General features: G+C 45.9%; 6 protein-coding genes. All 6 read left to right on the top strand.

Going from position 1 to position 24,503, the window contains the following annotated elements:
* The first annotated feature begins 67 nt into the window (after positions 1 to 67).
* The 6 genes from PAECUDRAFT_RS07360 to fabD are packed head-to-tail and all read left to right on the top strand — an operon-like array spanning position 68 to position 24,480.
* Positions 68 to 5,629: an HAD-IIIC family phosphatase gene (locus tag PAECUDRAFT_RS07360; protein WP_006037487.1), complete on the top strand. Its 5,562-nt coding sequence runs from the start codon at positions 68 to 70 to the stop codon at positions 5,627 to 5,629.
* Between the two features lie 22 nt (positions 5,630 to 5,651).
* Positions 5,652 to 6,980 (top strand): glycosyltransferase family 4 protein, encoded by a 1,329-nt coding sequence (locus PAECUDRAFT_RS07355; RefSeq protein ID WP_006037486.1) that lies wholly within the window; start codon positions 5,652 to 5,654, stop codon positions 6,978 to 6,980.
* Positions 6,981 to 6,998: 18 nt separating this feature from the next.
* Positions 6,999 to 16,073 (top strand): non-ribosomal peptide synthetase, encoded by a 9,075-nt coding sequence (locus PAECUDRAFT_RS07350; RefSeq protein WP_006037485.1) that lies wholly within the window; start codon positions 6,999 to 7,001, stop codon positions 16,071 to 16,073.
* 9 nt (positions 16,074 to 16,082) lie between these two features.
* The gene (locus PAECUDRAFT_RS07345; RefSeq protein WP_006037484.1) at positions 16,083 to 19,349 is read left to right on the top strand and encodes a non-ribosomal peptide synthetase; all 3,267 of its coding nucleotides are present in this window, start codon (positions 16,083 to 16,085) and stop codon (positions 19,347 to 19,349) included.
* 34 nt (positions 19,350 to 19,383) lie between these two features.
* Positions 19,384 to 23,193: a beta-ketoacyl synthase N-terminal-like domain-containing protein gene (locus PAECUDRAFT_RS24485; protein ID WP_006037483.1), complete on the top strand. Its 3,810-nt coding sequence runs from the start codon at positions 19,384 to 19,386 to the stop codon at positions 23,191 to 23,193.
* Positions 23,194 to 23,223: 30 nt separating this feature from the next.
* On the top strand, positions 23,224 to 24,480 hold the full coding sequence (gene fabD / locus PAECUDRAFT_RS07335; protein WP_006037482.1) for an ACP S-malonyltransferase: 1,257 nt from the start codon (positions 23,224 to 23,226) through the stop codon (positions 24,478 to 24,480).
* The last annotated feature ends 23 nt before the right edge of the window (positions 24,481 to 24,503 follow it).

Genomic DNA, 24,503 nt, shown 5'->3' with positions numbered 1-24,503 from the left:
AAGGTTATTTTTTTAAAAATGCAAACGTTTGCGCTAATTGATAACTAAGTGGGGGAATAAAAGGTAAATGGACATCTTTAATTTTATCGATATCTTAAAGTTTAGATCTATCCAACAGCCGAATGATGTGGCCTATCATTTTCTATCGGATGACGGAATGTTATTTGATGAGATTAATTATCAACAGCTTTTTCAGAAAGCTGCAAAATTGGCAGCCTATCTACAGGAAAATGACATGCAGGGAAAGCGAATCGTACTTTTGTTTCCTCCAGGAATCGATTATATAATTGCGTTTTTTGGTTGCATGCTTGCTGGAAGCGTTTCAATTCCGTTGTATCCACCTAGCGGTAGCAATCATAATAACAGGCTTCATTCTATTATTAATGACGCTCAAGTTGATATGATTGTTACAACTGAGCAGTTAGCCGAAAAAATGAGAGATGTGAGATTTCAATTCATACATCGTTCTGCTGTTTCGGTTGTCACGATCAAGAAAGTGCTGGAAGATGTAACAACTCGATGGTCTGTGCCTGAGGTGTCCGGCCATTCACTCGCTTTTATTCAATATACTTCAGGCTCTACAGGTCACCCTAAAGGAGTAATGCTTTGCCATAACAATCTGTGGTCGAATGCAAAAATGATCGAAAAATCATTTAAACATACCACTGAAAGTCGGGGCTTAATATGGTTACCCCCTTATCATGATATGGGGTTAATTGGAGGAATACTTCAGCCGTTATACGGGGGGTTTCCAGTTACTCTCATGTCTCCTATGGCGTTTGCGAAACGTCCTTTATTGTGGCTGGAGGCTATTAGTCAGGCTAAAGCGTCTATTAGTGGAGGACCGAACTTTGCATACGATTTGTGTGTAAACAAAGTGACAGAGTCACAAAAAGAAAATCTGGATTTAAGTCATTGGACGGTTGCTTTTAATGGTGCCGAACCAATAAAAAGCGAAACGATTAAAGCGTTTGTTAAAGCGTTTGAGCCTTGCGGGTTTCGAGAGGATGCATTTAATAACTGCTACGGTTTAGCTGAATCGACATTGTTTGTAACAGGTAAGATGACCAGTAAAGAGCCGATGTTCGCTCAAATAAGCAGATCGGCAATAGAACTGGGGCAAGCGAAGACAACGAATGACGATCTGAAAGAGATCGTGAGCTGTGGAGAGATTGTCGATGAAATGAATCTTAAGATTGTAAATGCAGAAACGAGAATCATATGTGCAGAGGATGAAATTGGGGAAATTTGGGTTTCTGGTGATTCGGTTGCTCAGGGCTACTGGAATATGCCGGAAGAAACGATTAAAACCTTTCAAGCACATCTCACGCCCACCGACGGTAAAAGTTATCTACGGACGGGAGATTTGGGCTTCGCTAAAGAAGGGAATTTATTTGTTACAGGCCGCATAAAAGAAATGATGATTATTAGAGGCCGGAACTATTATCCATACGATATTGAAGATGCAGCAAACCAGTGCGACCCTTCTTTATTGCCGAACGGAGCTGCAGCCTTTACGGTGGAGCAGACAGAGGAGAATCAATTAGTTTGTGTTCTGGAAGTGCATCGACATTCGAAGCAAACTGATTTTGAAGCAGTTTCCAGAGAAATTACGAAGCAAATTTTTATGCAATTTGGGTTGACGGTCTATGATGTTGTTTTCGTTAGAATGAGCAGCTTGCCGAAAACGACGAGCGGAAAAATTCAGCGTCACATGTGCAAAACAATGTATTTGGAGAACAGCTTGAAAGTTGTGTTTCAGAAGCGGGGCGAGGACGATCGTTCGGGAATAACTTCTTCTTTACTCGATATGCAGATCTCCGGGACCTCGAAGGAAAAATACGCCGCACTGCTTACTTTGTTTAAAGAATTTGTTTCTGAATTGACAGTTACGCCTATTGACCGGATTGACGACTCTGTACCGATTATTGCGTACGGGCTGGATTCTTTAAAAGCGGTGCAAATTACTTACTTTATTCAAGAACGTTTTGGCATCGAATATCCATTGGAAAGCTTGTTGAACGAACAAACATTGGCGATGCTGTCTCATGAAGTACTTCATAAATTAGATCATTCAACGAGTACAAACGGTACGAATTCACCGAACATCAGTGTTCGTAATACGGAGTCCGACGAGACGGATCGCTGTCCGCTTTCTTACGATCAGGAGAGACTGTGGTTTTTGGAACAATTATATCCGGGCAGTCCAGTCCATCATATTCCAGCTGCGCTTCGAGTCAACGGGGGCTTAAGTTTGGATATTTTGCAGAAGAGCGTGGATGCGCTCTTGGCAAGACATCGTGTTTTGCAATGCCGGTTTCAAACCAATGGGTCTATCCCGATGCAAATAAGAGATTCCGCCGTTACCTTGCGTGTGGAACATTTCGATATGTGCCATTGCGATGCTCGTGATCTTTCGGAAACGATTCGAACAAGCGTACATCGTCCGTTTAATTTGGAAACAGGACCGCTAATGCGGGTGCAAACCTATCAGACAGCAGCGTCCGAGCACATTGTGTTTTTTACCGTTCATCATATCGTCGGAGATATCGCCTCCATTCATATTCTTTTACGGGAAACGTTTAAGTTTTACGAGATTATGGCGGGGGGAAATGCACCGTTAGTCGAGGAGATTCCTTCTTCCTATTTCAACTATGTTCGTTGGAAAAGAGCGAGCATTGAAAGCAATTCGCATGCGCTTCAAATGGATTATTGGAGAAATCAACTGCAGGGAGCTGCTTCTTTGCTGAAGCTGCCGACTGATCGACCTCGCCCGATGATGCAATCATTTAACGGGGATCAGTTAGAGTTTAATGTTCCGATATCTCTCATGCAAAAGATGAGAGACTATTGCAAGATGACGAACCATACGCCTTACGTCGTCATGTTGGCAGTTTTCCAATCACTTCTATACCGCTTTAGTCAGCAGAAAGATATTGTGATTGGTTCTCCTACTCAAGGGCGGAAACGGGCTGAATTCAAAGATACGGTCGGATACTTTGCATTTCCGTTGCTGATTCGGACGAAATTTGCACCGGAAAGTTCTTTTCAGGACATTGTGCAGGATGTGAAAAAAACCGTCCTCGACGCATTTGCCCATCAAGATATACCGCTAGGAAAGATTGTCGAGGCAGTATCGCCAGAAAGAGCGCTGAATTACAATCCACTGTATCAAGTCATGTTTAGCGTGGTGAAATCTATCGATTATGCCGCTTTAAGCTCGACATTAGAACTTGCACCGTATCCGGTGAGTGTGGATTACACTGATTTCGATCTATTTTTGATCATGACGGAACATAACGATGACCGTTATGAAGGCTCGTTGAAATTTAATACAGATTTGTTTGACAAGGTGACGGTACAGAGATTAATTGACAGTTACGTTGGGATTTTGGAACAGGTCTTGGATCATGTGGAGACGCCAGTGCGGGAGTTAGCCCTGTCTGCCGATTTGGTGCGTTTATACGAACAATCGAGACCTGCAGCCGAAACAGCGATGAGTATTAAGGTTTCTTCTACGTTTACTGCTGAGCCTGTAGAGGCATCGATCCGCTATTGGATGGAGCAGTTGCAGCTTCCTGCTCAGGTTGAATTTTCACCATTTAATCAGGTATTCCAAAGTCTGCTCGATATCAGCTCTCCAGCTGATGAGCAATCCGCCAAAAAAAGCGTACATGTCTTGTTCATCCTGCTGGATGATTGGGTTCCGAGTTTGGTCGAGTCCTCCGTGTCTTCGTTTAGACAAACGGTTAACGATTTTACGGCAGCTGTACAGGCAGCAAGCAGGCGAACTCATGATCCATTTATCGTATGTGTAACGAGATCGAAACCGGCATACGAAACGGTTTCGTTCGTGCGCGAATGGTTCGATGAGGCATTGCAGAATATGGAAGAATGTTTCCGCTCGCTCGCTAATGTGTACTTGATTTCAGAGCGTTCGCTCGATTTGTTATATCCCGTGTCGGATTATTATGATGCTCACGGCGACTCGTTAGCGTCAATTCCGTACACGTCGGCTTATTTCACGTTGCTTGGGACGAAAGTAGTGCGCCGCATTTGGTCTATTGTTCAGCCGCCTTATAAAGTTATTGTGATGGACTGTGACAATACTTTGTGGCGAGGAGTATGCGGTGAGGATGGAACGAGCGGCATCGTGGTAGACGAGAACAAACAAATGTTCCAGGAAGTCATCAAACGTTACAAAAACGATGGGATGCTGCTTTGCCTGTGCAGTAAAAATAACGAAGAAGACGTGTTCGATGTATTTCACCAGAGGGCGGATATGAAGCTAAAGCTTGACGATTTTGTTTCGTGGCGAATCAATTGGCGATCTAAATCGGAAAATCTGAAGTCGATGGCGGAGGAATTGCGGCTAGGTTTGGACAGCTTTATTTACATTGATGACGATCATATTCAATGCGCGGAAATTGAAGCGAATTGTCCAGAAGTGCTCGTTCTTCAAATGCCGTTGGCTGACCAGGCATTTACCGAATCGCTAAGCCATTTGTGGGCGTTGGATATTAAAAAAGCAACGAAAGAAGATACGGAGCGGAGCAGTTTCTATAAAACGAACGCAGCGCGAGAACAGTTCAAAAGTGATTTGACGTTGGAACAATTTATTCAAAGCTTGCAATTGTCCATCACAATCTCGGATCTTTTGCCGAGCCAAATAGAGCGAGTATCCCAATTAAGTTTCCGAACCAATCAGTTCAATACGACGACGAAAAGACGTACGGAACAAGAAATGATGAAACTGGAACAATCGGGAATGAAATGCAGTACGGTTTATGTCAAAGATAAATTTGGAGATTACGGTCTGGTGGGGAGTTTCATATACTCCGAGGAGAATAGCAGACTCGTTGTTGATAACGTCGCGCTAAGTTGCCGTGCGCTGGGAAGAGGTGTTGAGCACCGGATGCTCGCTCATTTGGGCTCCCTTGCAGCTAATCATAACAAGCATACGGTCGATATTCTTTATTCCAGATCACCTAAAAACAAACCTGTTGAGGATTTTCTGGAAGAAACGGTAGGGCAATATCGCAGAGGGAATGATTGCGATGCGATCTATTCGGTGCCGACTTCGGTGTTGTCTGCAGTACAACTGTCGTTTAAGCAAAGTGCTGCAGAGCGCTTCGAAGGAGCAGCACGGCCAAGAGAGCAGAAGGAAACCGTTTCCCATTATCGGCCTAAACTACTGAAGAGAATATGGATCGAACATAACGAGATAGCTCATATTCATAGCAGTGTAATCGAGTATTCCAAAAAGAAAAATGCACCTACAGTGAACACGGAACACGTCAGTCCGACTACGGCGATTGAGATGATGTTAGCCAATATCTGGACAGAGCTGCTCGGAACTCCTAATCCAAGCGCCAAAGAGAACTTCTATGAAGTAGGGGGTCACTCGCTGTTGGCCGTGCAGTTCGTATCCCGGGTGAGGGATGAGCTAGAAATCGATCTTCCTTTAAAAATCTTTTTTACTAGCGAACCGAACATCGAAGAGTTTGCCAAGGCTATCGAAGATTACATTATCGAGCAAGCAGGCATAGACGATGCGAATGAATTGCTGAAAGAAATTGAGGGATTGTCGGACGAGGAAATAATGGCACTTCTAGCCGAAACAAACTAACTATCGACGAGCAAGGTGAACTATGAAATTTTTATTAGTGCAAAATACAACGTTTGTTCCAACTCTCGGAGGGGCGAACAAGGCTAATCGGGCTCTGATGGAGCAGTTGGCTGCTAATGGTCATTCGTGCATGGTAATCGCTCCTGGGGTGAGCAAAGTTCAAGGAATAGCCAGCCGAGAGCGCTTTACAGAGGAGTTGGATGCAAGAGGGATTCAAGCTATTTCTTCGGCTCAAGCAGACACATTTTTTTCGAACCAGGTTGAAGTACATGCACTAGTGAGCAACGCCTTTTTTCGTAATGTAATGAAAGAGAAAATTCAGGCGTTTCAACCCGACCTAATTCTTGTTTCTTCTGAAGATCCTGCTCAGGTTTTGCTTGCTACCGCATTAGAACTAAGTCGCAAAGTCATTTATATATGTCATACAACACTTGCTCTGCCTTTTGGTCCGGACTGTGCGTATGAGAGCAAAGCGCAAAAAGAACTTCTGCAGAAGGCAGCCGCGGTCATCACGGTCAGCGAGTATTTAAAGGACTACTTATCTCGCTGGGGGGGGATTTCCTCAGAGGTGATATCGTTCCCGGTTTACGGCAACATCAAGGGAAGCAATGTTGCCGATTTCGATAAAGGGTATGTGACCATGATCAACCCTTCGTCCATCAAAGGGATTTCTATATTTACAAGCTTGGCGGAGCGATTCCCTATGCACTCTTTCGCAGCCGTGCCGACTTGGGCAACAACTGCACAAGACTTGGCGGTGTTGCGTAATGTTCCAAATGTCACAATACTGGAACCTCGGGACAATGTATCGGAAATTTTCGAACGGAGCAAAGTACTGCTTGTTCCCTCCTTGTGGGGGGAGGCGTTCGGTCAAGTAGCAGTCGAAGCGATGCTGCACGGTATTCCCGTTTTATCCAGCGATGTAGGTGGACTGAAGGAAGCGAAGCTAGGCGTGAGTTACTCCATCCCTGTTGTCCCTATTAAAGAATATACGGAACAATTTGACGATCGGATGATTCCAATACCTGTCGTACCTGAACAGCCGCTAGAGCAGTGGGAGCAGTCACTGCAGGAACTATTGGAGAGTAGAAAGCATTACCAGGAGGTTTCCGTTCAATCGCACGCTGCTGCTAAAAAGTTTGTGGAACAAATTCATATTGGTACGTTTGAAACTGTATTCATGCATTTGAATGAACGACTGAGCGACACGGCGACCGAAATTGAAGTGGATGCGGAAGGAAGCGTAAATGGATCCGGAAGCGTATCCCGGTTGCCGAGCAATCTGTCTGCTGATAAGAAAGATTTGCTTATGGCCCGACTGCTTGAAAAAATGCGTTCGAACAAATATTGATCATCGTTGAGGTGTGTTATGAAGCTGTTGTTGGTTCAACCATTAAGTTACTTTGTATCTCATGGCGGTGCGCACAAAGCAAACCGAATGCTGATGGAAGGCTTGTCTTCATACGGGCATCAATGCAAAGCGATTGCTATTGCAGCAAGTAACGACGGCCGAAACGATCGCGATTTGTTTTTGGAAGAGCTTCGCGAGAAAGGGCTTGAACCGGTACATTCTCACAGTTCTGCGGACATTTTTAACTCCAACGGGGTGGAAGTCCACGCGGTTTCTAATGCGTTGCTCCTGTATAACTACATAAAAGAAGTTATCGGACAATTCGATCCGGATTGGGTCATCGTATCTGAGGATAGAACGTACACAATGCTGGAAATGACGTTGGAGGCAGCACCCGACAGAGTAATACTGATCGCTCATAGTCAGGCGACGTTGCCTTTTGGTCCGGAAAGTTTTACACATAGTGCTACAAATACGAAAATAATCGGAAAAACAGCGGGTATTATTACCGTAAGCGAGTATATGAAGTCTTATCTCAAACGATGGGGCGGCTACGATTCGACAGTTATTCGGTTTCCTGTTTATGGTGAAGGTCCTTTCGAGCATTACAGCAATTATGACGACGGCTACGTGACGATGGTTAACCCTTCGAATATTAAAGGTATTTCGATTTTTATCGAGTTAGCTAAGCAGTTCGGTGATTTGCCGTTTGCGGCAGTTCCGACCTGGGCAACTTCAGAAAAAGATATCTTGTCCTTAAAAGAATTGCCTAACATGACGATTTGGAACCCGTTCGAGAACATTGACGATTTGTTTAAGCGAACGAAAGTGCTAATCGTTTCATCGCTATGGGGAGAGTCTTTCGGCCAAATTATCGTTGAGGCGATGCTTCGAGGCATTCCTGTTCTGGCGAGCGAGGTAGGTGGGATACCCGAAGCGAAATTGGGCGTCGATTATGTGTTGCCCATTAGCCCGATAACGAAGTATGAATCGAACCTCGATCTCAAAACGATTCCGATCCCTGTCATTCCTGAACAACAGGTGTCTCCATGGATCACTGCTTTGCAACGCTTGACTACGGATCGTGAACATTATGAGCAAGTGTCCATTCGTTCTAAAGAAGCTGCTGAACAATTCGTAGGACAGATCGGCATTGAGTCGTTTGAACAGTTTTTTCTAAACGCGTCTCCGAAACAGCATCTTGCAGCATCTCAAAAAAGTGCGACTGAATTATTAAAGAACATTTCAAGAGATAAAAAAGCGCTGCTTGCTTTGAAATTAAAAGAGAAGATGAAAAACTCAAGCCAAGAGGCAGTTTTGCCGGCTCCGAAGCTTGACCTTTATCCTGCCTCCTATTCACAAGAGCAATTGTGGTTTCTCGAACAGATGCCCAATGAGAAGCCTCCGTACAATGCTCTAATCGCTTGCAAACTAACCGGGTTGCTTGACAGCGATGCGCTATCAAAAAGTATACGCGAAGTGATGCGCCGTCATGAAGTATTGCGGACTCGGTTCGTTTATCAAGACGCTGCGCTGTATCAGCTTGTGTCGGACATGGAAAGCGTCAAGCAGCTCAACGTCATATTCCCCGAATGGTCGAAGGAAAATGAGGCGGATAAGGAAGCCGAAATTAACAATCTGATCAGGCGCGAAACCGAGCAACCTTTCGAGTTGAGCAAAGGGGCATTTCGGACGAATCTGATTCGTATTTCGTCCCACGAGCATATCTTATTGATCGGGATGCATCATATCATTTGCGACGGATGGTCGATTGATATTTTGACAAACGAACTGATCGCTTGTTACGAAAGTTACGTGCGAGGGGAATCTCCTACGTTGGAGAAGCCGCTTGTTCAATACAAAGATTACGCCTATTGGCAAAGACAGAAATTAGAAGGGAAAGGTGTAGAGGAATTAAAGAACTACTGGAGAGGGCAACTACAAGGTGAACTTTCGATTATCAACTTGCCGACGGACTACCCTCGCCCGGCTGTTCAACGGTTTAAAGGCGCTACTGAGTCTGTGATTTTGCCGAAGGAGCTGCTGAATCAGCTTACAAATTTCAGTAAAAATGAAGGGGTTACTCTTTATGTAACGCTTATGTCGTTGATGCAGACGGTTCTCTATCGGTATACCGGTCAGGAAACGATTCTCGTCGGTTCCCCGGTAGCTAACCGAGACATGAAGGAAGTATCAAATCTGATCGGTTATTTTACGAATACAATCGTTATTAAAGGCTGTTTTTCGGATGAGATCGGGTTTCGCGTCTTGCTAAAGCAACTACGGGATACAACGATGGGAGCGTTCGCTCATAAAGAGTTTCCGTTCGATAAACTCGTAGAGTTGCTTAATCCGAGAAGGGATTTAAGTTACTCCCCCGTGTTCCAGGCGTTTATGACTTTTCAAAGTATGGCTAATCATGATGCGGAACACGATGTTGGGAAAAAAATGCACAACCTAGATATTCAGTTTATCGGTGTGGGTCAGGATACATCTAAGTTTGACATATCTTTCTATTTTTTAGAAGCCATAGACGGGCTGCACTTGTCTATTGAATATGATATTGATTTGTTTAACCGTTCTACAATTGTAGAGCTTATGAATGCTTTTCAATTTGTGACGGAACAAGTGATGGATAATCCTGATGTCACGGTTTCGGATTTGTTGTTGATGAAGGAGCACCGTGCTGTCGAATTGGCTAAACGCTGGAATGAGACGCATGGGGCGGTTCCGGAAAGCCCGTATGTTTATCTTGAATTTGAAGCTCAAGTTGAGCGAACGCCGGATGCCATAGCATTCCGATCCGAGCATGAGGTGCTGACGTATCGAGAGTTGAACATTCGGGCTAACCGTCTGGCAAACTATATGTGGCACGCTGGTATTAAGCCGGGAACGATAGTCGGAGTCGCATTAAACCGTACAGCTGATTTAGTTATCGGACTTTTGGCTATATGGAAGGCGAACTGCGCGTATCTGCCGCTCGATATGAGTTACCCTCAGGAACGAATTGAATTCATCGTAAAGGATTCGAGTATAGGTTGCTTACTCACCGAGGAATGCTTTGAGTCAATGTTTGAATGGTTTGCGATGAAAATGTTACTAATCGATACGGAAAGCGCTCGTATAGCGGACGAAGATTACCGGAACGTTCGAGGTGAACAGTCGGACTCTGACTTGGCGTATTTGATCTATACATCCGGATCTACAGGCAGGCCCAAAGGCGTACAAATTCGGCACTCGTCGGTGATCAACTTCCTGTGTTCGATGTCGAGTGTACCCGGAATAACCGATAAGGATGTGTTGTTGGCACTTACGCCGATATCTTTCGACATTTCCGTATTGGAACTGTTTTTGCCTCTTACTCGTGGAGCAACGGTAGCAATGGTCTCGGGAGAAACGGCTAAAGATGGTCGGAAGCTTATTGATTCGATTTCTTACTTACAGGCTACAATGATTCAGGCTACTCCTGCGACATGGAAGATGTTGCTGGAGCACGGCTGGAAACCTGTTTGGCCTATCAAGAAGCTATGCGGCGGAGAGGCGCTGACGAAAGATTTAGCACAAAAGCTGTTGACGATGCCAGGAAGCTTGTGGAACATGTATGGTCCGACCGAAACGACGGTATGGTCAGCCGTTTATGAAGTGACCCATACCGATCATCGGACGATGCCCATCGGTAAGCCAATCGCGAACACTCAAATCTATATTTTGGACAAACAGATGCGTTTGCTGCCACCTGGACTTCCGGGAGAAATTGCTATAGGCGGGTTTGGTGTTGCCAAAGGTTATTACAATCGCCCCGAATTAAACGCCGAAAAATTCGTCCACGCTCCGTTCCAAAATCAAGCGGAACCGCGATTATATCTGACAGGCGATTTAGGCAGGTATTTGTCTGACGGTAATATCGAATTTATGGGGCGAATGGATTTTCAGGTTAAAATACGCGGTTATCGAATTGAAATAGGTGAAATTGAGCATTCGATTACTGAGCATCCAGTGGTGGATCAAACGGTAGTAATAGTCCGCGAACAAGAATACTCAGACAAAAGTCTGATCGCGTATTGCAAAATGAACGGAGTCTCTCGACTGGAAGAGGTCAAAGAGTATGTAAGGGGAAAACTCCCTGGGTTTATGGTGCCGTCCCTATTTGTGAAGGTTGAACAGTTCCCGTTGACCCCAAATGGAAAAATTGATCGAAAGGCACTTCCCCAGCCGCTAGAGGATCGTTTGGTCGCTTCAAGAATAGCACCGAGAACCCCGACGGAAGAAACGTTGGTTAAGCTCTGGGAAGAACTTCTCGGCGTTGGGGCGGTATGTGTACAGGATAGCTTTTTCGATTTGGGAGGACATTCTTTAACGATAACCCGATTGCTGGCGCGAGTTGCTGATGTTTTCCAAGTACGCATTGCGCTTCGGGATTTTATCAAAAACGCGACGATAGAAGGGCTAGCCTTGGAAATCGACAAAGCGATTTCCGCCGGACACACGGAGAAAACAGAACGAATCGTCCGGAGAAGCCGGGAAGCTCGAATCCCCTTATCATTTGCACAAAAAAGACTGTGGTTTCTCAATGAGCTTGATTTAGGTAAAAGCAGCTACAATATGTTCCTTCCATTAAAGCTGAATGGTCGATTGAATGATGTTTACTTGGAGAAAAGTATTGCGGATGTCATACACCGTCACGAAATTTTACGTACTGTATTTTTGTGGAAAGACAATGAGCCGCAGCAATGGATCAAGCCGCAAGTCGATTACGAAATGTTGAGAACTGATCTTAGCGGATATTCCGAAAGCGCAAGAGAAAAGTATTGGCATAAGTTGGCCCAAGTGGAATCGAGCTACGAGTTTGATTTGGAAAGAGAACTTTTGCTAAGAACGCATTTGGTTAAATGCTCAGAGGAAGAACATCTGTTGTTTTTTACAATTCATCATATCATTTGCGACGGTTGGTCGATGGGAATTCTCATTGATGAAGTGCAAAACGGGTACGGGAGGTACGAGCAAAACGGTACTTCGGTTGCTCCGGAGTTGACTGTTCAGTATGCGGACTACACACTTTGGGAGCAAGAGAAGTGGAAGCGGGGCGAATATGATGCACGTATCGGTTTTTGGAAAGATGCATTGCTTCATTATCCGGTTACGCTCGAATTGTTGAACGATTTCGCACGTCCTGCCATTCGCGAAGGTAAAGGCGGAGTAGAAAGTTTTCAGTTGAAGGATTCGTTGACCGAAAAGCTTCGTAAGCTGTGTACGCAAGAGCAAACGTCTTTATTTACAGTATTGATGTCTGCATTTCAGGCGTTGCTGCACCGGTATACAAACCAGGAACGATTTTTGATCGGTATACCCGCAGCTAATCGAGACCGAACGGAGATTGAGAATCTTGTCGGTTGTTTCGTAAATACGCTAGCATTCCCATGTGATTTTAGTAGCGAGCCAACCTTCCAGCAGTTAATTCGGCAGACGAAGGAGTTTGCGGCGAAAGCATTAGAGCAAGACATTCCGTTCGAACTTGTCGTGGATGCGGTAAAGCCGCAACGAGAATTAGGTCTAAACCCGCTTTTCCAGGCTATGTTTGTTTTTCAGCCTCCCGGCAAATCGTTGGGAATTCCCGGGCTAGACATATCCGTTCTTCCATATGGGAACGACACGGCCAAGTTCGATTTGACTTTAAGCATGACGGAGCTCGACGGACGGATATCAGGTTCCTTTGAGTACAGTACCGAATTGTTCAGTTCCTCAACAATCAAACGGATGATTGGGCATTTCATCCGGCTGACGGAGTCCATGGTTAGTCAATCGGCATGTCCTGTTCTGGAAGCGGAATTGATGACAGATGAGGAGAAAGAGCAGCTTCTGTTCCGGTTTAACGCTACGGAGTGGCCGTTGCCGTCAAGCCATCTCGTACATGAAGATATCGATCGTCAGTGCGAAGAAACTCCTCATAATGTTGCACTCACAGATTGGAATTCTTCGCTCACTTATCGGGAGTTAAAAGAGAAGACCGATATCATTGCTGACTATTTGGCGGCACAGGGAGTGAAGCCAAATTCTCTGATCGGCATTTATATGGAGCGTTCGATCGAAATGGTACTCGCAATCGTAGGTATTTTGAAGGCTGGAGGAACGTATGTCCCTCTTGATCCGGAACATCCTGCAGACCGTGTCCAAATGATTTTGGAAGATACTTCTCTTCGTCTGGTGCTTACTCAATCTCAGTTGAAGGAGCGTTTGGCGGATCGAACCGATTTGCAGCTCATTTGTATGGATAAGCCATTCGCCAGTTCCGGAGCACGTCCGAACACGGCAGCGCGCACTTCAGCAACGCCCGACGATTTGGCGTATGTACTATACACATCAGGATCGACAGGCAAACCGAAAGGTGTCATGATTCCACACGCAGGTCTTATGAATCGATTGATGTGGATGCAAGAAGAGTACCGCTTATCGTATCAAGACAGAGTGCTGCAAAAAACGCCGTATAGTTTTGACGTTTCAGTCTGGGAGTTTTTATGGCCGCTTATGTACGGAGCCGGACTTATTATCCTGGAGCCGGGAGAGCACCGCAATCCTGCTTATTTAGTTGAAATCATTAAAAGGCATGAAGTCTCGATCATTCACTTCGTTCCGTCTATGCTGCAGCTATTTGTTGATCAGCCGGGATCCGAAAGTTGTATTTCGCTGCGGGATGTTATTTGCAGCGGTGAGGCGCTGCCTTACCAGCTGAAAGAAAAGTTCAGTGAGAAGCTTTGTGCTAATCTGCATAACTTGTATGGTCCGACTGAGGCTTCGATTGACGTCACGTATTGGAATTGCAGTGAGCCGATCGGTAAGCGGATTGTACCGATCGGCAGACCGATTTGGAACACACAAATTTATGTGTTGAATACCAAGCTTCAGTCGGTACCGGTCGGTGTAATCGGTGAACTGTATATTGGCGGAGTTGGGCTCGCCAAAGGGTATTTGAATCGCGACGATCTTACACTAGAAAAGTTTATTGCTAATCCGTTCAGATCGGGAGAGAAGATGTACCGGACTGGAGATTTAGTCAGGTTTCTGTCGGAAGGAGCCATTGATTACGTCGGCAGAGCGGATCATCAAGTGAAAAATAATGGAGTTCGCATTGAATTAGGGGAAATCGAAGACTCGCTTAACCGCTGCCCCGGCATAGTAAGAAGCCACGTCCTGTTGAGAGAAAATAAAGAAGGCAGAAAAAAATTAGTCGCCTACTTTATAAGTGACGAATGGAAAGAAGGACGAATCGGCGAAATACGGGCATTCCTATCGAATAAACTTCCGAGCGCTATGATTCCGACGGATTATGTTCGTGTGGATCAATTCCCGACGAATTTGAACGGCAAAATTGCTGCTTCCTTGCTGCCTGTCCCTGAAGCAACCGAACGCCAAGCCGGGTCGATACTCGCTCCTCGAAACGAGAAAGAGCAAGTTCTGCTCGATATTTGGATGCAATTACTTGGAATTAACTCTATATCCATCACTGACAACTTCTTTGAATTGGGTGGCGACTCTATTCTGTGCATTCAGATGGTTACCAGGTTGAATCAGCGTGGATTCCGAGTAACGACCAAAATGGTATTTCAGTATCAGACGATTGCCGATTTGGCGGAGATGATGGAAGAGGGGCGGTCGATTGTGGCCGACATAGAGACGGAAGCTCTTGGAGAATTCCCGTTGACGCCGATTCAACAATGGTTTTTCGAAAATCAGATCAACCATCCTCATTATTGGAATCAAGGGTTGCTACTTGAATCGACGCAAAGCTTGTCTATTCCGCTAATTGTGCAAACGTTTGAACGCCTGTATCAGACTCATGACCTGCTGCGCGCTACGTTTACTTTCGTGAACGGGGAGTGGAAGCAGAATATTCCCGCCTATTCGGAGGCGTTCGTAAGCCGAGGATTTACCTACTATAACGTAGGGGAGTTGGACGAGTCTGCGCGAAAGCAGCTGGTAAAATCGGTATCGATCAATATGCAAGAAACACTGAGACTGGAGGAGGGACCTCTATTTCGGGCGGCGTACTTTGACCACGGGGAAGGCAGTGGCGGAAAGCTATTGCTACTTGCCCATCACTTAATCGTAGACGGCGTTTCTTGGAGGATGCTGCTTGACGATTTATCGACCATATACGTTTATTTGTCCCGACATTCGGAACTTCCTGCGTTAGTGAAATCCGGCTCGTATAAACAATGGTCAGAGCATCTATGCCGACTGGCCAGCAGTGCGGAGATGGACAAAGAAGCGGCATATTGGTCGAAGCTCACAGATCTTAAATTGGGGATGATGTCTGAGCTGTTGTCGGACCCATTGGCTGCTATGAAAGATCGCCGGAATGTAACGGTTCTTTTGAATCGGTCTTCCACCGAGGCTTTGTGGACCGAAGTCATTCCCGTTTACCGTATGAAAGTGGATGAAGTGCTATTGACGGCACTTGGAATGGCACTGCGGGAACATGTGCAAAGCGATACTGTACTTATCGATGTCGAAGGACATGGCCGGGAAGAAGCGGAGGCTCATGCAGGTGCCATTGGATGGTTTACATCCGTATATCCAGTTCCTCTGAAGTTAGATCAATTCGCGGCTTTGAAAGATGGGTTACTGTGGACGAAAGAAACGATACGAGCCATACCTCATCGCGGCAACCGGTTCGGTATATTAAAGTATTTGCATCCGAACCGGGAAATTCGCACCCGTATCGCTGAGATTCCGCAGGGAAGTATCCTGTTTAATTATCTCGGACAAGTTGGCACAGCGACGGAAGCTTCTCTCTTTTCGTTGTCGTCTGACGATATCGGGCCGCTGCGGAAGATGGAAGATATTCATGGATACGGAATTCAATTCGATGCCATCGTGTCAAACCATCAGTTGGAAATTAGCTTGAATTATGACCCGAGTCGATTTAGCGATGAGTTTATTCAAGCATTGGCAGAAAATTTTGCAGCAGCAATTGACAACATTATTGTTCACTGCAAAGAATCGGAAACGGGGGCGTTTACGCCATCCGATTTCTCAAATGCCAAGACTACCCAAACTGAGCTCGATAAGCTGCTCGCTATGATTAGTGGAGAGTGATCATAACAGATGTTCAACAAAAATGTAGAAAATATATACGAGTTATCTCCTATGCAGATGGGAATGCTGTTTCACAGCTTGTATGCCCCTAATTCTGGTCTGTACATCCAGCAGTTTCAGGCTGTGCTGAACGGGACAGTGGACGTTGAGAAATTATCGTGCGCATGGCAGAGTGTGATCGCTAAGAATGCGATTTTACGGACAGCATTCTTTTGGGAAAATCTCGAAAAGCCGCTGCAGGTAACATTCAAACAGGTCGACGTTTCAATACGAGAAGTTGATTTGACGAGCAAAACCGAAGGGGAGCAGGCAACGGAGTTAGAGGAGCTGCTGTCGTCCGATTTGCACTCGGATTTTATTCTAAGCCATGCGCCGCTAATGCGGTTTCATTTGATTCGCCTGAAGGATGAACGAAATATGTTCATTTGGACACATCATCATATTCTTTTGGACGGATGGTCCGTTGCCCAGCTCTTCAAGGAAGTGTTCGACGTCTATGAGGCGTTAGTCAAAGAAGAAGAGCCCGTATTCCAAAAGCGGAAGCCGTTCGTGGATTATATTGAATGGTTGCAAAAAAATGCTGCCGAAGACGACGGTCATTTTTGGCATGAGTACTTGTCAGGTTTCGAAATGCCAAACCGGTTGCCGGGGGAAATCCGAACCCGGTTGCCGGTACAGCCGGATGCGTGTAACTTCGCCGTTTGCGAGAAAACGTGGTCGCGTGAATCGACGGAAAAGTTGATCCAATGTGCGAAGTCCCATCAACTGACGTTGAATACGATTATTCAAGGCGTATGGGCTTTAGCTATTCATGCGTATAGCGGAGATGAGGATATCGTGTTCGGCGTTACGGTTGCCGGACGCCCACCTTCGCTGTCCGGTATTGAATCGATGTTGGGCCTATTCATTAACACGCTTCCGCTACGAGTGCGAATCGATCGTCAATCGAGTGTAGGTGAATGGTTAAAGACGATTCAACATCAAATGATTTCTTTGCACGAGTATGAGCATACGCCGCTGCATGAGATTCAAAAGAAGAGCGAAGTTGCTAAAGGTCCAACGTTGTTCGAGAGTATTGTGGTATACGAAAACTACCCTGTATCTGAAATTCCTAGAGCGTCGGGTCATGGATTATTGATCGAGCGCAGCCAGTTCGAGGAAACGACGAATTTCAAAATAACGAACTCTGTTGCGGTCTCAGCAAATCGAGAGCTTACGTTTCAAATGAAGTTCAACAAGCATGAAATTGCAGAAAGCGTTTGTACTGCGGTAATGGAGTATATAGATACTCTGCTTGACTACTTCGGCAACGAAGGCATGGGTGTGCCGCTCTCGCATATTCCGAAAGTATCGGCAGTTGTTCAAGAGTTCTATCTCGAGCAAGCGGCAAAAACGACAGACTATTCTGATGATCGATGTTTCCATCAACTTTTTGAAGACGCTGTTAACCAAACGCCTGATCGGACGGCGATCGTTTGTGAAGAGCAAACGTTAACCTATAGAGAGCTCAACGAGCGAGCGAATAGACTTGCGCGGTTTTTGAAGCAACTCGGAGTGCAGAACGAAACACTCGTTGGAGTGCACGCAGACCGTAACGTATCGCTATTTATCTCGTTGCTCGGCATATTGAAGGCAGGGGGAACTTTCGTTCCGCTAGATCCTGCTCACCCGGCGGAAAGAAACGGGCGTGTTCTGGAAGAGGGCGGGATTACCTATCTATTGGTAGATTCGAATGATGCGGTCGATGCCTCGGCTAACTGCAAAGTTATAAATATATCGGATCTTCAAATCGAGCAGTACGCTCCAGACAATTTCGATGAACCTTTGTCAGCAAGTCAGCTGTGTTACGCCATATTTACTTCGGGCACAACCGGTACTCCGAAAGGGGTGCTCGTGACACATAGCAACTTGGTTAATGCGGCTTATGCCTGGTTAGAGGAATACCGATTAAGTGAATTTGACGTAAAGTTGCTTCAGTTGGCCAGCTGTGCATTTGACGTCTTTATGGGAGATGTGGCTCGTACGTTCGTCAGCGGAGGGACTCTGATTGTATGTCCTAATGCTGTCAAGCTGGATCTTCCTCGGTTGTACGAATGGGTAGATAGACACGAAATTACGATAGTAGAATCGACACCGGCGCTGCTTGTTCCTTTCATGGAATATGTGCATGACCAGCGTTTGCCGATGAAGTCGTTGCAGGTACTCATTTTAGGTTCCGATTATTTGGCTGCTGCGGACTACAAGCAGTTGATTCAAAGATACGGTCATCATATGAGGATCATCAATAGCTACGGCGTGACGGAGGCTACAGTCGACTCCAGCTATTTTGAAATACGTTCGCTCGAACAATGGCACGAATCAGGTGAGAGCCACGTGCCTATCGGGAAGCCAATGCCGAACACCTACTATTACATTTTGGACGAGCAATTACGATTGGTACCCATCGGAGCAATAGGGGAGTTGTATATAGGGGGAAGGGGCATTTCACGCGGTTATTTGAACCGCACGGAGTTGACTCAGCAATCGTTCGTCAGAGACCCCTTCCAACCTGATAAGCGGCTGTATAAAACCGGCGATTTGGCAAGGTGGCGAGAGGACGGAATTGTAGAGTTTTTAGGACGGGAAGACCATCAGATTAAGATTCGAGGGTATCGTGTAGAGTTGGGAGAAATAGAGAATGCACTGCTGGAGCACGAAGCGATAGTACGTGCAGCTGTGTTCTACTATGCAGAGAAATCCAGTCTTTGCGCTTATGTCGTATGTACGAAGGATACGTCGCGGGAGTCCGTTCTGTTTGATCTTCGCCGTCGGCTTCCGGAGTATATGATTCCTCATTCTATTGAGTTCATGGAGACACTTCCGCTAACGCCTAACGGCAAAGTGGATCGCAAAGCGCTGCCGACACCTGGAGATGAGCGGGGCGCTGACGACGAATCCCAGCTTGTGGAGCCGCTCAACGATATCGAGGACCAGCTTCTAGAAGTGTGGAAAAAGCTGCTAGGCATACAGCGTATCAGTACAGATCAAAGCTTCTTTGATTTGGGCGGCAACTCGTTGCTCATTTTAAAGCTGTTTAACGAGATCAATCGACTGTTTCCAAATGCTAACGTATCTGTATCAGATTTGTTCTCGTATCATACCATTCGGCAGCTAAGTAAATATATTCGTTCCAAGCATGAAACGGATGACCTTGATCTACTGCTTCTTCAATTGGAAAAAGGGGAAATTGATCTGGAAGCGGCACAATCCAAACTTCAGCTAATCTCTCGTCAATAATAACAATGCGTTATTTAGGAGGTTTCTTCATTTTATGCAAGCTATTCAAAAATACATTCTTGAACAAGTAGCGACAAATCGATTGGAGAGAGACCGAGCGTCAGCCTTACTCAAAGAGTTGACGCAGCATGAGCCTGCGAATACGAATGAAACGAAACAGGATATCGCTGTTGTAGGTGTCGCTTGCCGATTTCCAAATGCAGATAATGCACGAGACTTCTGGACCAACATGATGCAAGGCGATGATGCAATCGAAACGTTTCCGACGAATCGCATCGATGATATTCGTTATTTGAACGAACAATCATTTGCTATGTTAAGAGGAGCCAAATTCAAGTTGGGAGGCTATTTGAAGCAGGTTGACTTGTTTGACCCCGATTTTTTTCAGATCACACCCGCAGAAGCGAAAGCGATGGATCCGAATCAGCGGTTGTTTTTGGAGACGGCCTGGGAAGCGTTGGAATCGGCCGGTGCTTCGAAGGAAAAGTTGTCGGGGTCTTTGACAGGCGTTTATGTTGGATATTCCTATGAAGAAGGATACAAAAAGCTGTTAGAGGAGTTTGATGGTCATGCAGTGCTAGGCAATATGCCAGCCGTTATTCCTGCAAGATTGTCATACTTACTGAATCTAAAAGGGCCTAGCATGATTTTTGACACAACCTGCTCCTCTTCATTGGTAGCTCTTCATCACGCTTGTCAGGCCATAAGAGCGGGGGATTGTCGCCAAGCGGTAGTAGGCGGGGTACAAACGCTGCTTTTGCCGCTTGACGTTGACGGTGCTGAAATGGGAACCGAATCGGCGGACGGCAAATGCAGAAGTTTCGATGCCGATGCCAGCGGTACGAACGTTGCGGAAGGTGTCGGGGTAATCGTTATTAAACCGTTAGAGGACGCAATTACCGATAACGATCACATTTACTGCGTTATTAAAGGCAGTGCTATTAATTCAGATGGGGCATCGAACGGCCTAACCGCTCCAAATCCTGAATCTCAGGCTGAGGTCATAAAAAGAAGTTGGAAAAACGCTGGGATAAGCCCGACCCGTATATCGTATATTGAGGCGCACGGCACAGGCACAAAGCTTGGAGATCCGATCGAGATCGATGGGCTAAAACGTGCATTTCGTTCGTACACCGATGACAAACAATTTTGTGCAATAGGCTCAGTTAAGACCAACATCGGCCATTTAGATGCGGCGGCTGGCATAGCCGGTGTAATTAAAACGGCGCTTGCACTTTATTACAAAAAAATTCCAGCCAGCTTACATTTCGAAACGCCTAATCCGCTCATAGATTTTTCTGATTCACCCGTTTATGTCAACAAAGAGCTTCAAGAATGGAAGACAGATGACGGCCCGCGACTAGCCGGCGTAAGCGCCTTCGGTCTAAGTGGTACGAACTGTCATGTCGTATTGGAAGAGTACACAGGCAGCGCAGTTTCTGAACAGAGTGAACTTGCGCAGCAAGTATTCACCATTTCGGCCAAAACAAAAAGGGCTTTATTCCAAAGCGTAGAGAAAACTAAGCAGTTTTTGCAGCAAAATGACTCTTGGCGTCTTGTTGATCTTTGTTACAGCATGTCTCGCAGAGACTCTTACAGTCACAGGATTGCAATCAAAGCGAAAGATACCGACGAACTGAAAGCGAAACTTACCCGCGTCGCTGCGTTCGGAAGCTACGAAATGGTTTCGGATGAGATGCGAGAGTGGGGTATCGGCTATGCTTGCACCAGCATGGAAACAAGAATCCAGAGACTAGAATCGACGAGTGTAGAGGATATTTTTTCAGGTTATTTGAACGGGTGGCAAATTGATTGGAATCGTGTTTATGCAAATACGCGATGTCAAGTAGTGCCGTTGCCGGCTTATGGTTTCGATCAAAAGCGGTTTTGGCCGAAGCTGGGGTTAAAAGAACAGCGGTATGAGGAGATCGACGCTAGTCCGTATTTGTTCGACGCCGCTTGGATGCCTAAAGAGTTGCAAAATGGCCTCACCGCGACCGAAGAAACGAAGTTTTGGCTCATTTTTTCGGAAGAGTCAGACTTGGAAAATGAGCTTTTGAAGGAACTGAAGCTGCGTAAAGAAGATTATATTATCGTTAGACCTAGCCAGCATTTTTCACGCCAATCTTTGCAGGAATTTACGATTCATCCTGCTCACACCTCTGACTATGACTTGTTGGTCTCAGCATTGGGAGCAAACGTTTGGGAGAGTCTTACAGGTCTCATTCATATGTGGAATTGTTCTAATGATGACGATAGCATGCATGATCTGAAAACGTTGGAGGAGTCGCAATACAAAAGCGCCTATAGCTTATTTTATTTGATGAAGTCGCTTCAAAAGCATCGGATTTCGCCAAAGCTGCAAATGAATATCGCAACGTCGTATGCTTTCAAAGCCAACGGAAGCGAACCGACAATTTACCCTGTGCGGGCAACACTTGCCGGTCTTGCCAAAGTTATTTCTCAGGAAATGCCGAAAATCGTAACCTATTGTATCGACCTGGATACGAAACAAATGTCGGGGCACCAAGCGGCGCAGGCGATTCTTACAGAGGTTTCTCAACCAAAGGGAGAACGGGATGAACTCGTCGCTATCCGCAAGGACGGGGGAAGATTAGTACAAGTTCTGGCTCGTCACAATCCTGCTCCGGTCGCGGATAGAAAGCGCGCACTGAAGGAGAACGGAGTGTACCTTATCATTGGTGCCGGATACCTAGGGATGGAAATCGGCAAATATATGGCGGAGAAACACAACGTCAACCTCGCTTTCATTACTAGAACAGCTCTGCCTGCTAGGGATGCTTGGGAAAGTCTCATTAAAAACGGGGACGAAAACAGCCGAGTCTACAGTCAGGTCAAAGGCATATTAGATATTGAAAAATCAGGCTCAAAAACGATTCACCTAAGTGCAGATGCGACGAGTTTCTCAGAAATGGAACAGGCTGTTCGCCAAGTCAAAGAAACGTTCGGAAAGATCGACGGGGTTGTATTCTCCATTAAGCAAATTTACGGAAAGATGATCGAAGAGATGGATGAAAACGAGTTCCACGGCGCCGTTATGAGTAAGCTGAAAGGCGCTTGGATCATCGACGAGCTTACTAAAGATGCCGATCTGGACTTCTTCATTACGTTGTCTTCGATTTCTTCCATTATGGGTGGCCCCAAAAATTGCGACTGCACAGCGGTTAACATGTTCTTGGACGCTTTTGGCGATTATCGTCTTCAGCAGGGCCGTGCGACTACAACGATAAATCTTACTGAAATCGTAACTGGGGACAAACACGGGTACTTGCTCGATGTTACGATGCTGCCGCCGATTCAATACAGCCAGTTCATCGCTTGTTTCGACCGTGTGCTAAGTAAAGCCTATGATCTCATCGTCGTATCGGATTTTGATCTCAAAATAATGAAAGAATTGCTTGGAGTTGTAAAAATCAACTTTTCGGATGCTCTGAGGGCTGAAATATTGGCGCATGGATCTTCCATCGAATCTGAAAAAGCGACAGCGGTGCTCTCTGGATTAAGTATGGAGGAAGTTGTCGGGAAAATAACGGAAATGTGGAAAGAAGTGCTGGGATACGACGACATGCCGGAAAACGCTAGCTTCTTCGAAGTCGGCGGCACTTCACTGAGCGCGGTCAAGCTGCTGCGACTGCTGCGAGACGCTTTCCAAGTTCAAGTAGAGATTGCTGATCTTTATTCCTATTCGACAATTCGCGAGTTGGCTGGTTATGTCAAAGAGAGAGACGTGCAGCAAGCAGACGATATGATGGATATTTTAAATGAGTTTGAGAGTGGAAGCATGACATTGGAAGACGCTGCGAAGCTGCTTGGTAAAGTATAAGACTGAATTTTGCTAAAGGATGGATGAGGTTTGAACATAGCGCTTCTTTTTCCCGGTCAAGGTTCGCAATATATCGGCATGGGCAACGAATTGTGCAATCAGTTCGAAGTGGCTGGCCGAACATTCGAAGAAGCTGGAGATTTGTTGAATATCGATGTATCGGCGTTGTGTAATAACTCACCTGAGCAGTTTAATCGAACGGATATGCTGCAGCCGATCCTCCTTACGCTAAGCGTAGCGGCTTATCGGGTGCTTGAGCAAGAAACTACTTTGGCTATTTCGTTCGGTGCGGGACACAGTTTAGGGGAATATTCCGCCTTGGTATGCAGCGGAGCGATTTCTTTTGCCGATGGGCTCCAAATTGTCCAAAAGCGTGGCAGATTCATGGAAAGTTTAGCACCGGCAGGAGGAGGAATGCTGGCGGTGCTAGGATCGACTATTGAAGATATTCAAGAGGTGTGCAGCCAAATAGAGCGTAGCGGGAAGCGGGTCGTACTGGCAAATTGCAATTCGGATTCCGAAGTGATCTTGTCAGGTGATGTCGCAGCTATTCAAGCAGCAGGCCGAGAGCTGGAAAAGAGGGGCGCCATAATTAAAACGTTGCCGGTTTCCGGAGCGTTTCACAGCCCTTATATGGAACTAGCCTCGGAAAAAATGAAAGTCGAATTGCAACATTTAAAAGTCTCGTATGAATCGCGGAAGTGGGATGTTTTTTCCAATGTAACTGCCCTTCCGTATGAATCCGAAGAACAAGTTCGAAACTTGCTGGCAGAGCAAATGGTGTCACAAGTTCGTTGGAACGATACGATGAACGAGCTTGTACAACGAGGGGCAGACTCGTTTATCGAAGTCGGCCCGAAAGCGGTCCTGACAAAGCTTATGAAGCAGAAGTTTCCAACCACTCGATGCTTTCCGATGGAAGGCCAGCAGCAGTTGCAACTTATTAAATCTGAGTTGGGCGCGAAAGAGACGACTAGGGAACCTTCTACCGCTGTTGGACAGTGGGGCGAGGAATTTATAGGACGCTGTTTGGCGATTGCGGCTGCTACTCGAAACCGTAATCCGAACAACGCAGAATACGAAAGCGCAGTCGTCGCCTCCAATGAAAAGCTCCGGCTGTTAAAACAGACGGTCGAAAGTGAAAAGATTGCCACGATTGGGCAGATTCAGAAATCTATGGAGTTGTTAAAAACGATTCTAATGTTTAAGAAAGCGTTGGATGAGGAAGTTCGTGAACGGATCCGCATGCTGGAAGAAAACCCGAAATTTAAACACTTCTTTCAATAGACTTGTCGAAATGAACGAACAAC

Source organism: Paenibacillus curdlanolyticus YK9 (genome assembly GCF_000179615.1).
GTDB classification, from domain to species: Bacteria; Bacillota; Bacilli; order Paenibacillales; family Paenibacillaceae; genus Paenibacillus_T; species Paenibacillus_T curdlanolyticus.
This window is presented reverse-complemented; position numbering and strand designations above follow the sequence as displayed.